The organism is Shinella sp. GW821-FHT11G07, from assembly GCF_058808115.1.
This window is the reverse complement of sequence record NZ_JBXARJ010000002.1, coordinates 63968-77422: the sequence shown is the minus strand read 5'-3', so window position 1 is coordinate 77422 and position 13455 is coordinate 63968. Positions and strand designations below refer to the sequence as shown.

The window sequence follows — 13455 nt, the reverse complement described above, 5'->3', positions numbered from 1 at the left end:
TCAGAACTGGTAGCGGCGGATACGCCGCTGGATGACGAAGAGATACAGCGAGACGCCGGCGAGGATGATGAGGAACATGACCGTCGCGATCGTCGCGCCCATCGAGCGGTCACCGAGCTGGAGCTGGAAACCGAAGAAGGTGCGGTAGAGCAGCGTACCGAGGATGTCGGTCGCCCCGTCCGGCCCGGCAAGCGCGCCCTGCACGGTATAGACCAGGTCGAAGGCGTTGAAGTTGCCGACGAAGGTGAGGATCGAGATGATGCCGATGGCGGGCAGGATCAGCGGCAGCTTGATCTTCCAGAACTGGCTCCAGCCGGTGACGCCGTCACATTCGGCCGCCTCGATCACCTCTTCCGGGATGTTGAGCAGCGCGGCATAGATCAGCATCATCGGGATGCCGACATATTGCCAGACGGAGATCAGCGAGACGGCGATCAGCGCCGAGTTCGGCTTGCCGAGCCACGGTGCGAAAAGCGACTTCAGGCCGACGAGGTCCATCAGGTAGGGCGAGACGCCCCAGATCGGCGAAAGGATGAGCTTCCAGATGAAGCCGACGATCACGAAGGACAGCAGCGTCGGCAGGAAGATCGCCGTGCGATAGGCGGCAGCAAAGCGCAGCTTCGGCAGCGACAGCATGGCGGCAAGCGCCACCCCCATCGGGTTCTGCACCAGCATGTGGATGATGAAGAAGATGACGTTGTTCTTCAGCGCATTCCAGAAGTCGTCCGCCCAGCGCTCGTCGCCGAACAGCACCTGGAAGTTGCTGAGCCCCACGAAGGTCGACTGGCCGTCGACCGTGTTGAACAGGGACAGGCGCAACGTCTCGATGAGCGGCAGGATCATGACCGCCGAGTAGACGATGAACGCCGGCAGCAGGAAAACACCGATATGCCAGCGCGTCGGGCGCTTGATCGGCCCTGTCGCTTCATGGGTGGAAGGTATGTCGCTCATGGCCCAGCCTGCCCCTCTGATGGTTGTTCGTTTAAATCCGCATACGCGAACGCCTTGCGCGGCGGCTTCACCGCACATGACAATTTCAGCATACACATTAGTAACGGGGTCGCGCCCCGAATTTGCCCTTCGGCACCCTCTGTCCACCGGGACAAGGAGGGATATGGCATGCGCTGGTCATTTCAAGCCGCGCCGCCTAAAGTCCCTCCCCCCGGAATGGTGCGGGGAGAGGACCGGAGCAGGGAAACCCTGCTCCTGAAGCAGAATTCAGCGACTGGAACCGGAGCTTACTTGGCCGGCTTGTACCAGCTGTCGAGACCCTTCTGGAGCTTCTCGGCAGCCACTTCCGGCGTATCGGTGCCGTTGATGACGTTGGCCGATTCGGTCCAGGTCTCGTTTTCGAGGTTCGGCGTGCCGCGCGACAGGATCTGGTAGGTCGAGCGGATCGTCGGCTTGCACTTTTCACGCCAGGAAACGAATTCCTGCGCCAGCGGATCGGCCATCTTCACCGCGGTCGAATTCAGGCTGAAGAAGCCCGGCAGCGAGTTGGCGTAGATGTCGGCAAATTCCGGCGAGGCAATGAAGGTCAGGAGCTTCTTTGCTGCTTCCGGATTGGCGCCCTTTGCATTGAGGCCAACGCCGATATCGTTATGGTCCGAGATGTAGCAGGTGTCACCGGCATTCTTGACCGGCGGCGGGAAGGCACCCATCTTGAACTGCGCCTGCGTGTTGAACAGGCCGATTTCCCACGAGCCGGCCGGATAGATGGCAGCGCGGCCGAGCGTGAAGAGGTTCTGGCTGTCCGGATAGGTCTGGGCTTCGAAACCGTCGCCGAGATAGTCCTTCCACTTGGCGAGAACGCGGAACGGCTCGACCCAACCCTCGTCGGTCAGCTTCTGCTCGCCCTTGATCAGCGCCTTACGGCCTTCCTCACCCTTCCAGTAGGTCGGGCCGATGTTCTGGTAGGCCATGGTTGCGGCTTCCCAGAGATCCTTCGTGCCCATCGCCATCGGGATGAAGCTGCCTTCGGCCTTGATCTTGTCGAGGGCTGCGAAGAATTCGGCTTCCGTCGTCGGAACGGTGATGCCGAGCTGGTCGAAGGCATCCTTGTTGTAGATGAAGCCGTGGATGACCGAGGCCATCGGCACGCAGAACGCCGTCGCACCGTCGTCCGTCGTCCAGGCGGCCTTTGCCACGTCGGAGAAGTTCTCCATGCCCGGCAGATCGTTCAGGCTGGCAAGGTGACCCTTGTTGAAGAGTTCCAGCGACGCGTCGAACGGACGGCAGGTGATGAGATCGCCTGCGGAGCCGGCGTCGAGCTTGGCGTTCAGCGCCGCGTTGTATTCGGTCGGCGCGGTCGGCGCGAAGACGACCTTGATGCCGGGGTTCTTGGCTTCGAAGGCCGGGATGATCTTTTCCTGCCAGATGGCAAGATCGTCATTGCGCCAGCTTTCGACGGTCAGTGTGACGTCCTGTGCCTGGGCAAACCCGGCCGTGCCGAGGATGCTCGAAGCAAGGAGCAGACCCTTGATTGCGTTGCGTGTCATTTCATTCTCCCCTTTTATGCGCCGCAGCGCGTTTTGAGACTGTTTTATCCGAGAGCCTTGAGGGCGCGCCGGAGACTTTGCCCCGACCGGTCCAGCGCCGCCTGGGCGGCACCGGCATCCCGAGCTCCCGCAGCGAGCAGCACGGCCGCCTTGACCGACCCCTCGGAGCGCGCGAGAAGGCGCTCCGCCTCGTCGAGCCCGACACCGGAAATGTCGGAGACGATACGGCAGGCACGCCCCTTCAGTTTGATATTGTCGGCCTTGAGATTGACCATGTGCCCATCGTGCACATGGCCGAGATGGATGCCGACCAGCGTGGAAAACATGTTGAAGGCGATCTTCTGCGCGGTGCCCGCGCCCATGCGCGTCGAGCCGGAAATCACCTCCGGCGGCGTCTGCAACAGGATCGCAACGTCGGCACCGTCAAACAGCCGGGCACCGGGATTGTTGGCGAAGGAAACGACGTTTGCGCCCTTCTCCTTCGCGTAAGCCGCGATGGCGAGCGCATAGGGCGTGCTGCCGCTGGCGGAGACAGCAATCACACAGTCGCCGGGGCCGATACCGGCCTGCGAGGCATCGGAAACCGCCAGGTCGCGGTCATCTTCATATCCGCCTGCAAGGTCTTCGAGGCTCGCGGCGCCGCCGGCGAGCAAAATGACGATGCGGTCGCGGGAAATGCCATAGGTGCCGGGGAGTTCGAGCGCGTCGGCCATGGCCATCAGGCCGGAACTGCCGGCGCCCACATATACAAGGCGGCCGCCGGAGAGTAACGCATCGGCGGCAAGACGGGCGGCAGCGGCGATATCGCCAAGCGCGCCGTCGACCACGGCGGCCGCAGCCTTCTGCCCATCCGCAAGCACTTTCAGCACATCCACGGGCTGACGTTCGTCGAGCCCGCTTGCCTGATCGTGCCTGCCTTCAGTCTTGCCTGCAGCCATCGTTGTGTCTCCTCTGCCCGAAATTAATGCCAAAAAAATACCAATTGTCCATAGGAAATTAATTTTTGAGACCACTTTTTTGCAGTTCAATATTTTTATATAGTAAAATCAATAATATAGAAGAAAGCTTATTTTCGATACCACCATACCCCTTGGTTAATGGTATTTTTTTGGTATCGTTGCTCATGGAGGTGCCCATGACGGATTACATTCTCGGTATCGACGGCGGAGGGACGAGTTGCCGTGCGGCGGTCGCAAGACCGGACGGCACGATCCTCGGGCGCGGCAAGAGCGGCGCGGCCAACATCCTGACCGACCCCAACAATGCGATCATTTCCATCACGGAAGCAGCCAAGGCCGCCTATCGCGACGCCGGGTTCGATGAGGCCAGCGTCAATGGCGCCTCGGCGTTTCTCGGCCTTGCCGGCACCAATGTCGGCGATCTCACGCGCTATGTGCACGACCGCCTGCCCTTCCGTCACACCGACATCGATTCCGATGGCCTGATCGCCCTGCAGGGCGCGATCGGCGACGAGGACGGCGCCGTGGCGATCCTCGGCACCGGCTCCATCTACATGGGCCGCAAGAATGGCACCGTGCGCTATATCGGCGGCTGGGGCTTTACCGTCGGCGATCTCGGCGGCGGCGCGCGCATCGGCCACGCCCTCTTGCAGGAAGCCCTGCTCGCCCATGACGGCGTGCACGCACGCTCTCCGGTCACCGACGCCGTGCTGGAAGAGTTCAAACACGATCCGCGCGGCATCGTCGAATTCGCACGGCTCTCCAAGCCCGGCGATTTCGGCCGGTTCGCGCCCCTCGTCTTCGATCATGCGCGCCAGGGCGACCCACAGGCCATCGCCATTGCCAAGGCCGGGGCAACGGCGGTCAACGAATCCCTCGATGCCATCATGGCGCAAGCCGGCGCACCGCGCCTCTGCCTGCTGGGCGGGCTGGCGCCGCTCTATCCGCACTGGCTGTCCGAGCACCATCGCGCCATTCTGGTTGAAGCCCAGGCCGACGCCCTGACCGGCGCCGTGGCGCTCGCCGCCAATCGCCGCAGCGAACGAACGGGAGCTGCCGCATGACCACGCCGCTCACCACGATCCTTTCGCCCGAAAGCCTGCAATCCGGCGTGCCCGGCCCGCTTTACGTCAAGCTGCGCCAGACGCTGGAAGAAGCGATCACCTCCGGCAAGCTCAATTACGGCGATGCCCTGCCGGCCGAGCGCGATCTCGCCGACCACGCCCATGTCAGCCGCGTCACCGTGCGCAAGGCGGTCGACGATCTCGTCAAGGACGGCCTGCTGGTGCGCCGTCATGGCTCCGGCACCTTCGTCGCAAAGCCTGTCTCCAAGGTGCAGCAATCGCTCTCGCGCCTCACCTCGTTTACCGAGGACATGGCGCGGCGCGGCCTCACCACCCGCGCCGAATGGCTCGACCGCGGCCTGTTCCACCCCTCGCCGGACGAGATGATGATGCTCGGCCTGCCGCCGGATGGGCTCGTCGCCCGGCTCGGCCGCCTGCGCGTTGCCGACGACATGCCGCTCGCCATCGAGCGCGCCTGCATTTCCTCCGAGTTCCTGCCGGATCCGATGCAGGTGCAGGGATCGCTCTATGCGGCGCTCGAAAAACATGGCTGCCGCCCGGTGCGCGCCGTGCAGCGCATCTCCGCCTACAACATGAAGGATCCGGACGCCGCCATGCTCGGCGTTCCCGCCGGCTCCGCCGGGCTCTCCATCGAGCGGGTATCCTATCTCCGTACCGGCCGGGTGGTGGAATTCACCCGCTCCATCTATCGCGGCGACGCCTACGATTTCGTCGCCGAACTCACGCTCTCCGAGACGTGAGCGCCAACCGCAAAGGGACTTCCATGCAGACCAACATGCGCAAAGAAATCAACGAGATCCCCGAAGCGGCTGCCCGGTTGCTGAGCGGCTCGGCAAGCGCAATTGCGGCCACCGGCAAGGCGCTGCGCGAGCGGGATCCGCAATTCTTCGTCACGGTCGCACGCGGCTCCTCGGATCATGCCGCACTCTTCCTGAAATATGCCATCGAACTGACCGCCGGCCGGCCGGTCGCCTCGCTCGGCCCGTCGCTCGCCTCGATCTACGGCGCCAAACTGAAGCTCGGCGGCGGCGCTGCCATCGCCATCTCCCAGTCGGGAAAAAGCCCTGATATCGTTGCCATGGCGGACGGTGCGACGAAGGGCGGCGCGGTCTCGATTGCGCTCACCAACACCTTGCCCTCGCCGCTTTCGGAGACCTGCTCGCATTCGCTCGACCTGTCCGCCGGTCCCGAACTCAGCGTCGCCGCAACAAAATCCTACGTGAACTCCATCGTCGCCGGCCTCGCCGTGCTGGCGGAATGGACGGGTGACGACGCGCTCGACCGCGCGGTGAAAAACCTGCCGGAACAGTTCGCCAAGGCCGTCGCCCTCGACTGGTCCGAGCTTGCCGGCGATCTCAAGGACGCCCAGTCACTCTACGTGCTCGGCCGCGGCCCCGGCCTCGCCATCGCCAGCGAAGCCGCGCTGAAGTTCAAGGAAACCTCCGGCATGCATGCCGAAGCCTATTCCTCGGCGGAAGTGCTGCACGGCCCGGTCGCCCTCGTCGGCCCGTCCTTCCCGGTCATCGCGCTTGCCGCCCGGGATGCTGCGGAAGCTTCCGTCACCGGCATGGCCGACAGCCTGGCCGAGCGCGGCGCCTATGCCTGCGTCACCGGCGCCGGCGCGAAAAGCGCGAGAAAACTGCCCTTCGTCGCCACCGGCCACCCGATCACCGATGCGCTCGCCCTCATCGTGCCCTTCTACGGCTTTGTCGAAGCTTGGTCGCGCGGCAAGGGCCTCGACCCCGACAAGCCGGTCAACCTCAAGAAAGTGACGGAAACCCGATGACAGCGCTCACCGCCATTACCGGCGCCCGCATTTTCGACGGCGATCTCTGGCACGAGAACAGCGCGTTACTGATCGATGACGGCAAGGTCGCCGCCATCGTGCCACACCGCGAGGTGCCTGCCGATGCCCGGGCCGTTCCGATGGACGGGCTCTCGCTGGTCCCCGGCTTCGTCGATTTGCAGGTCAATGGCGGTGGCGGCGTGCTGCTCAACGAGCAGCCTGATCTCGAAGGCATCCGCACCATCTGCGCGGCCCATGCCCGCTTCGGCACAACCGGGCTGCTGCCGACGCTGATCACCGACAACCGCGCGGTGACGACGCAAACCATCGCCGCCGGCCTCGCCGCACAGAAAGCCGCGGTTCCGGGTTTTCTCGGCCTTCACCTGGAAGGCCCGCATCTCTCCGTCGCGCGCAAGGGCGCACATGACCCGGCGCTCATCCGCCCGATGGAGGACGCCGACCTCGCCCGCACCATCGACGCCCGCAAGGGCCTCGATGCCCTGCTGATGACGCTCGCGCCGGAAAACGCCACCAACACGCAGATCGCAGCGCTCCATGCGGCGGGCGTCACCGTCAGCCTCGGCCATTCCGATTGCGGCTATGATACCGCAGCCACCGCGGTCGACGCCGGCGCGCGCATGATGACCCACTTGTTCAACGCCATGAGCCCGCTCGGCCACCGCGAACCCGGCATGGTCGGCGCGGCACTCGATCTCGGCCATCTCAATGCCGGCCTCATCGCCGACGGCTTCCATGTCCACCCGGCCTCGATTGCCGCGGCGCTTCGAGCCAAGAGCGGCCCCGGCCGCATCTTCCTCGTCACCGATGCCATGTCGACCATCGGAACGGACATGACGACCTTCTTCCTCAACGGCCGGGAGATTTTCCGCGAGGGCGGCCGCCTGACGCTCGCCGATGGCACGCTCGCCGGCGCCGACATCGATATGGCGTCCTGCATCCGCTACATGCGCGACCATGTCGGCCTCGACCTGGAGGAAGCGCTGCGCATGGCGTCGCTCTACCCGGCCGAAGCGATCGGCATGACGGGCCGCAAGGGTCGCCTGACCCACGGCCACGATGCCGACTTCGCTGTCATCGACGACAACGTCAACGTCCTCTCCACCTGGATCGGCGGCACGCCGGTCTTTGCCGCCTGACGAGGACGCCACGGTCCTTGCAGGCCGCGGCGGAATCGGCTCTACCGGCCGGGCAAGGATAGGAGCGACACATGCAATTGATCTTCGACGGCCACAACGACGTTCTCCTGCGCCTCTTGGAAAATGCGCGAAAGGGCGCCGACCCGGTCGCCGAATTCGTGGACGGCACCGACAAGGGCCATATCGATGCCCCGCGCGCCAAAAAAGGCGGTCTCGCCGGTGGTTTCTGCGCCATGTTCATCCCGCCGAACGAGGATTACCCCGCGCGTGAGGTCGACGAGAACGGCCATTACAATATCCCCATGGTCGGTCCGCTGGAACAGCCCGCAGCCCTCAACACCGCCATCGAAATGGCCGCCATCGCCTTCCGCCTGGAACGCGTCGGGGCACTCGCCATCTGCCGCTCCACTGCAGACATCCGCTCTGCCATGGCGGCCGGCCGCTTCGCCGCCGTCCTGCATATCGAAGGCTGCGAGCCGATTGCAGAAGATCTTTCCACGCTGGAGGCGTTTTACGCAGCCGGCCTGCGCTCGCTCGGTCCGGTCTGGAGCCGCCATAACCGCTTCGGCCACGGCGTGCCCTTTGCATACCCCTCCTCGCCGGACACCGGCCCCGGCCTCACCGATGCCGGCGTCGAACTGGTCAAGGCCTGCGATCGCCTCGGCATCATGATCGACCTTGCCCACATCACCGAGCAGGGCTTCTGGGACGTCGCAAAAACCAGCACCCAGCCGCTCGTCGCCACCCATTCCAACGTCCATGTCCTGACGCCGATCTCGCGCAACCTCACCGACCGCCAGCTCGACGCGATCCGCGAGCGCAAGGGCATTGCCGGCCTCAACTACGCCACCACCATGCTGCGCGCGGACGGGCTCGAAAACGCCGACACGCCGCTGTCCGACATGGTGCGCCACGTCGACCACATGGTCGAACGCATGGGCATTGACTGCGTTGCGCTCGGCTCGGACTTCGACGGTGCCACGATCCCCGCCGCCATCGGCGACGCCGCCGGCAGCCAGGCGCTGGTCGAGGCGCTGCGTTCTGCCGGTTACGGCGAAGACGATCTTGCAAAACTCTGCCGCGAAAACTGGCTGCGGCTCCTGAAAACCGTCTGGCGCGAAGCCTGACCAAACTGCGGAAACGACCATGACCAAGCCCCTCATCGAACTCTGCGTCGAAGGCATCGACGGTTTCCTCGCCGCCCAGGAGGCGGGTGCCGACCGCGTGGAACTGTGCGCGAGCCTCGTGGAGGGCGGCCTGACGCCAAGCCTAGCGACGATCCGCGCCGCGGTGAAAGCGGCAAGGATCCCCGTGCATGTCATCGTCCGCCCGCGCGGTGGCGACTTCCTCTATTCGGACACCGAATTCGAGACGATGGCAGAAGACATCAAGGCGCTGCGCGACGAGGGTGTCTCCGGCGTCGTCATCGGTTGCCTGACGCCGGATGGCAGGATCGACGAACGGCGCACGAAAGCACTGGTCGAGGCTGCGCGGCCGATGTCGGTCACCTGCCACCGGGCCTTCGACATGACGGCCGATGCCCGCGAGGCGCTGGAAGCGCTGATCCGTTGCGGCATCGACCGCGTGCTCACCTCCGGCCAGCGCGACACCGCGGTCGAAGGCGCCGCAATCCTGAAAGCCGCCGTGGAACAGGCCGACGGCCGCATCGTCATCATGGGCTGCGGCGCGCTCGATGCGAACAACATCCAGACGGTCCGCGACGAGACCGGCCTCACCGAAATGCACTTCGCGGCACTTACCACCGTTCCAAGCGGCATGGCCTTCCGCAATCCGCATGTCGGCATGGGCGGCAGCGAAAAGGACCGGGAATACGAGCTGACGCTGACCGACAAGGACGCCGTGCGCGCGACCATCGCCGCTGCAAAATCCTGACGGACGTCTTGCAAGCGGCCGGCGGTCCCTTACGTGTAAGCGAAACAAGGAGTTCCGCCATGCCGCTCAAACCATCCGTTCCCCGCCTGCGCACGCTCGTCGCCGCCGGCCTTCTGGCGCTCGCCGCCCTGCCGGCCGCCGCCGAAACCGTTGGCAAGGTCGGCGTCGACTGGATCGGCAACGATATCTATATCGACGCGGTGACCGACCCGGAGGTCTCCGGCGTCACCTGCCACGTCACCTATTTCGACCGAAGCGTCATCGATCGCCTGAAGAAGGGCAACTGGTTCGAAGATCCGTCGAACAACGCCATCTCCTGCCAGCAGACCGGACCGATCAGCATCGGCGACATCGAACTCGACCGCGAAGGCGAGGAAGTCTTCAAGTCCGGTCTGTCGCTGATCTGGAAGTCACTGATCGTCACGCGCGTCTACGACAAGAAGAACGACACGTTGATCTATCTCGCCCACTCGCGAGAATTGACGGAGGGGTCTGCAAAAATGTCGATCTCCACCGTCCCGCTCTACGGCGAGACCGTTACCTGGAACAACGGCAAGCCATAAAAAACACCCCGGTGCCTGAAGGCCCGGGGCGTCTTTTTGCGGTGAGTGGCGGCTTACTTGACGTAGACAATCTTGCCACCCGTTGCAGATGTCTTGATTTCGACCACGTTTTGCAGCTGGACGTCCTTGGATGCCAGCGTCTCGAGGAGCGCCGGATCCGACTGCAGTTCAGTCTGGACCTTCTCCATCTGCGAAGGATCGTTTGCCTTCAGCTTCAGGCGCTCAGCCTCGGCAGTCTCCGTTTTGTCATCCTCCAGGGTGGAAATCTGGACGATGCTCACGTCCGCCGCCGCAATCGCGCCGGTCGCCAGACTATCCGAGGTCATGGGCGCTGTGGCGTCCTGAGCATAGGTGATGCCCGCAACCGGCGACACGGCAAGAAGCGAAGCAAGAGCGATAGTAACAGTCTTCTTCATAACGTTTCTCCAATGTTTCTCTTACGGGAAGCATGGGTAAAACGGTAACGTCTTCGGTTGGTTCCGAATAAAATGGCACTCTGGCGCGCGCCGCGGATGCTTGATATACGATAGTGCCCTGAAAAAGAGCTTTAGACAGCCGAAAGCACCCGGCCGAAAATCGGCCAGGTGCTCAAACCCGAATTCCGTCCCTGCCCGCGAACTAGGCGGCCTGGGCGAGTTCGTCGGCGATGACGGTGTCGAGGTTGAGGAAGCAGACCATCGACTTTTCCAGCGCCACGATGCCGCGGCAGAAGGCGCGCTGGGCTTCCGGAATGATTTCCGGCGCCGGCTGCAGGGCCTCGCTCTTGATGGTCATCATGTCGGAGACCTGCTCGACCAGCAGACCGACCAGCTTGCCGGCAATGTCGGTGACGATGATGGCGGAGCGCTCGGACGGCTCGGTCATCTTCATGCCGAGGCGGCAGGCCATGTCGATGACCGGGATAACCGCGCCGCGCAGGTTGATGAGACCGAGCACGTAGGGCGGCGTATGCGGCATCGGCGTCACCGGCGCCCAGCCGCGGATTTCACGGATGGCCATGATGTCGATGCAGAATTCCTGCTCCGCGAGGTGAAAGGAAACGATTTCGAGATAGGCGCCGGACTGCTTGATGGCGTTGGACATGTCAGAATTCTTCCCAGTTTTCTGCGACGGCAAGGGAGTTCCCCTTCACCGCGGCATTGCTTTTGAAGGCCCCGGCAACCTTGGAGACAAGGTTTCTTGCCGGAGACGGGGCGGGACGGGAGGCGGCAGAGGCCGCCCTCGGGCTACCGACGGAGGCGCGCACGCCCTCGTGGATCTGGAACTGGCCGACGAGACGGGTAAGGTTTTCCGCGTCCTGGGCCAGCGTATGGCTTACGGCATTCGACTGTTCGACCATCGCGGCGTTCTGCTGCGTGACATGGTCCATCTGGTTGACGGCGACGTTGATTTCCTGGAGGCCGCTCGCCTGTTCGCGGGCAGCGGTGACAATGGAAGCCATGTGCTCGTGGATACGCACCACATCGCCGCCGATGCGGCCGAGCGACTGGCCCGTCGCCTGCACGAGGCGCGAACCGGTCTTCACCTCTTCCGAAGAGCGGGTGATGAGGCCCTTGATATCCTTGGCGGCGCCGGCGGCGCGCTGGGCAAGTTCGCGAACCTCCTGGGCCACGACGGCAAAGCCCTTGCCGGCCTCCCCTGCCCGTGCCGCTTCGACACCGGCATTGAGCGCAAGCAGGTTGGTCTGGAAGGCGATTTCGTCGATGACGTTGATGATCTTGCCGATTTCGCTGGAGGCACCTTCGATGCGCTCCATCGCCGACATGGCGTCACTGACGATGCGTTCGGATTCCACCGCACTTGCCTTGGTGGAATCGATCATCTGGCCGGCTTCTTCGGCGCGGGCGGTCGCCGTGCGCACGGTCGTCATGATCTCTTCGAGTGCGGCGGAGGTCTCTTCAAGCGAGGCCGCCTGCTGCTCCGTGCGTTTTGCCAGATCGTCCGCGGCCGCGCGCATCTGGCCGCTGTTCGACTGGATAGAACCCGTATTGTCCTTCACGTCGGCCATGACGTTGCGCAGGCGTTCGACGGTGTTGTTGAAGTCGATGCGCAGTTGTTCGAGGTCGGTGCGGAACGGATCGAGCAGCGCGACCGTCAGGTCGCCTTCGGACAGACGGTTGAGGCCACGACCGAGCGCTTCGACGGCCACGCGCACCTGCCGCTCGTCCTCGTGGGCCGCGGTCTCGCGACCATGCCGTTCGGTTTCGATGCGGGTGCGGCTGTCTTCGTTCGCCTGTTCCAGGGCGCGCTTTTCGACGGCGGCTTCGCGGAAGGCTTCAGCCGACCGGGCCATCTCGCCGATCTCGTCGCCCCGTTCAGTCGCGGCGACTGGCGTGTTCACGTCGCCGGAAAGGATGCGCTTCATGCTATCGCGCACCGCGTAGATACCATCGCGCAGTTTCTTGCCATGATAGACGATCAGGCCAAGCAGCATGATCATGCCGAGAAGGCCGATACCGATCTGGTATTGCAGGGACTGTGCGGACGCGAGCTGCGCATCGTTGACGCGCGCTTCGAGCAGTCCGGAGCCTTCTCCGGCGAGCGTTGCCAGTGTTGCCGTCATACGTTCGCCGCCACCGTCGATGGCGTCGTCAAGTGCTGCGAAGGCCTCGAACGGCGCACCGTCCTCGATCATCTTCTTGAGATCGACGGAAATCGCCTTCTCGACCTGCTGCAGATCCGCCTCGAACGAATCGAGCATGATCGGCTTGCCAAGTTCGACGGCCAGCGCCTTGGCTGGGCCTGCGCCCTCCTTCAGCGTCTTCAGCGAGCCTTCGATGATCTTCAGCCGCTCCGGCTGGATGGCCTTTTCCTCGCGGTCGATGATGCTGTCCATCGCAACCAGGACGAGATCGACATTCGCCAACCGCATGGCCTGAACGACATTGACTTTGGTCTGAATGCCGACGGCGGCCTCGGAGGCGCCGCGGATCGTGGTGCCGCCGTGCCAGCCGGCTGCGAGCATTGTGCCGAAGCCGAGGAAGGCGGCAGCGCCGAGAGTTGCGAGACGGGAACTGACGGAAAGGGTCCGGCCCTTTGCTGAATTTTCGTGAGACATGATGCGGTTCGCCCGATCGAGCCCGGCCCTCGCCGCGGCATCCCTTCTGGATCCTGGGTGAAATACGCTTCTCGCCGTCTCCCCCGGTCGGCGGACATCATGCCCGGTGAGCCGATTCCGGCCCTTTTGCGTGTTCGAACCGTGACAAAGAGAGATTAAACAAAACCTAAAGATATCCCGACCAACCGCGCATTTTAGCAAAATTTGATGAATTCCGGGCCGCCGGAATACCTGACGTTGCAGGAGGCGGCCCCCGTTCCAAAACCAGCCGTTTCATGTTATGCTCGGCGCATGGACAAACGCCGCCGATATACACCCTTGCTCGCCGCGCTGATTGCGCTCGGCCTCGGCGTTCTCGCCGCCCGAGCTGCCTTTGCCGGCTGGCTTGAGCACGGTCCGGAAATCTTTCTGAGCCTTGCCGAGTCCGGCATGTCCTGGTGCTTCTGATCACAATCC

General features: G+C 63.8%; 15 protein-coding genes. 8 read left to right on the top strand and 7 right to left on the bottom strand.

The genetic code is table 11. The features are described 5' to 3' along the window. The 4 genes from AC1RT2_RS03880 to AC1RT2_RS03865 form a co-directional block, all read right to left on the bottom strand. Positions 1–951 (bottom strand): carbohydrate ABC transporter permease, encoded by a 951-nt coding sequence (locus tag AC1RT2_RS03880; RefSeq protein WP_069058353.1) that lies wholly within the window; start codon positions 949–951, stop codon positions 1–3. A 287-nt stretch (positions 952–1238) separates the two neighbouring features. Then, on the bottom strand, positions 1239–2498 hold the full coding sequence (locus AC1RT2_RS03875) for an ABC transporter substrate-binding protein (protein WP_493099661.1): 1260 nt from the start codon (positions 2496–2498) through the stop codon (positions 1239–1241). Positions 2499–2542: 44 nt separating this feature from the next. Then, positions 2543–3436, bottom strand: coding sequence for an N-acetylmuramic acid 6-phosphate etherase (locus AC1RT2_RS03870; protein WP_493099659.1), 894 nt, complete (start codon positions 3434–3436; stop codon positions 2543–2545). Positions 3437–3494: 58 nt separating this feature from the next. Continuing rightward, positions 3495–3623: a hypothetical protein gene (locus AC1RT2_RS03865; protein WP_493099657.1), complete on the bottom strand. Its 129-nt coding sequence runs from the start codon at positions 3621–3623 to the stop codon at positions 3495–3497. A gap of 10 nt (positions 3624–3633) precedes the next feature. On the opposite strand from AC1RT2_RS03865, the gene AC1RT2_RS03860 reads away from it, so the two are divergent. From AC1RT2_RS03860 to AC1RT2_RS03830, 7 genes are all read left to right on the top strand, one after another. Further along, positions 3634–4521: a glucosamine kinase nucleotide-binding domain-containing protein gene (locus AC1RT2_RS03860; protein ID WP_493099655.1), complete on the top strand. Its 888-nt coding sequence runs from the start codon at positions 3634–3636 to the stop codon at positions 4519–4521. After that, a complete protein-coding gene (locus AC1RT2_RS03855; RefSeq protein ID WP_069058349.1) occupies positions 4518–5282 on the top strand; it encodes a GntR family transcriptional regulator in 765 nt (254 codons plus the stop codon). Before AC1RT2_RS03860 ends, AC1RT2_RS03855 begins: the two co-directional genes overlap by 4 nt. Before the next feature lie 23 nt (positions 5283–5305). Beyond that, entirely contained in the window at positions 5306–6328 is a 1023-nt protein-coding gene (locus tag AC1RT2_RS03850) for an SIS domain-containing protein (protein WP_493099653.1), read from the top strand. Further along, positions 6325–7485, top strand: a complete 1161-nt coding sequence (gene nagA / locus AC1RT2_RS03845) for an N-acetylglucosamine-6-phosphate deacetylase (RefSeq protein ID WP_493099651.1) — start codon at positions 6325–6327, stop codon at positions 7483–7485. Before AC1RT2_RS03850 ends, nagA begins: the two co-directional genes overlap by 4 nt. A gap of 71 nt (positions 7486–7556) precedes the next feature. After that, positions 7557–8612 carry a dipeptidase gene (locus AC1RT2_RS03840; protein WP_493099649.1) on the top strand — a complete coding sequence of 352 codons (1056 nt, stop codon included), beginning with the start codon at positions 7557–7559 and terminating at the stop codon, positions 8610–8612. A 19-nt stretch (positions 8613–8631) separates the two neighbouring features. Further along, positions 8632–9378, top strand: a complete 747-nt coding sequence (locus AC1RT2_RS03835; protein ID WP_493099647.1) for a copper homeostasis protein CutC — start codon at positions 8632–8634, stop codon at positions 9376–9378. A gap of 59 nt (positions 9379–9437) precedes the next feature. Continuing rightward, positions 9438–9941, top strand: coding sequence for a CreA family protein (locus tag AC1RT2_RS03830; RefSeq protein WP_493099645.1), 504 nt, complete (start codon positions 9438–9440; stop codon positions 9939–9941). A gap of 53 nt (positions 9942–9994) precedes the next feature. On the opposite strand, the gene AC1RT2_RS03825 is transcribed toward AC1RT2_RS03830, so the two are convergent. The 3 genes from AC1RT2_RS03825 to AC1RT2_RS03815 all read right to left on the bottom strand — a co-directional run bounded on the left by AC1RT2_RS03825 (position 9995) and on the right by AC1RT2_RS03815 (position 12999). Then, on the bottom strand, positions 9995–10357 hold the full coding sequence (locus AC1RT2_RS03825; RefSeq protein ID WP_493099643.1) for a hypothetical protein: 363 nt from the start codon (positions 10355–10357) through the stop codon (positions 9995–9997). A 202-nt stretch (positions 10358–10559) separates the two neighbouring features. Next, positions 10560–11024 (bottom strand): chemotaxis protein CheW, encoded by a 465-nt coding sequence (locus tag AC1RT2_RS03820; protein ID WP_069058342.1) that lies wholly within the window; start codon positions 11022–11024, stop codon positions 10560–10562. 1 nt (position 11025) lies between these two features. Continuing rightward, the gene (locus AC1RT2_RS03815; RefSeq protein WP_493099640.1) at positions 11026–12999 is read right to left on the bottom strand and encodes a methyl-accepting chemotaxis protein; all 1974 of its coding nucleotides are present in this window, start codon (positions 12997–12999) and stop codon (positions 11026–11028) included. Between the two features lie 291 nt (positions 13000–13290). Between AC1RT2_RS03815 and AC1RT2_RS03810 the strand changes: the two genes are divergently transcribed. Next, the gene (locus AC1RT2_RS03810) at positions 13291–13446 is read left to right on the top strand and encodes a hypothetical protein (protein WP_493099638.1); all 156 of its coding nucleotides are present in this window, start codon (positions 13291–13293) and stop codon (positions 13444–13446) included. The last annotated feature ends 9 nt before the right edge of the window (positions 13447–13455 follow it).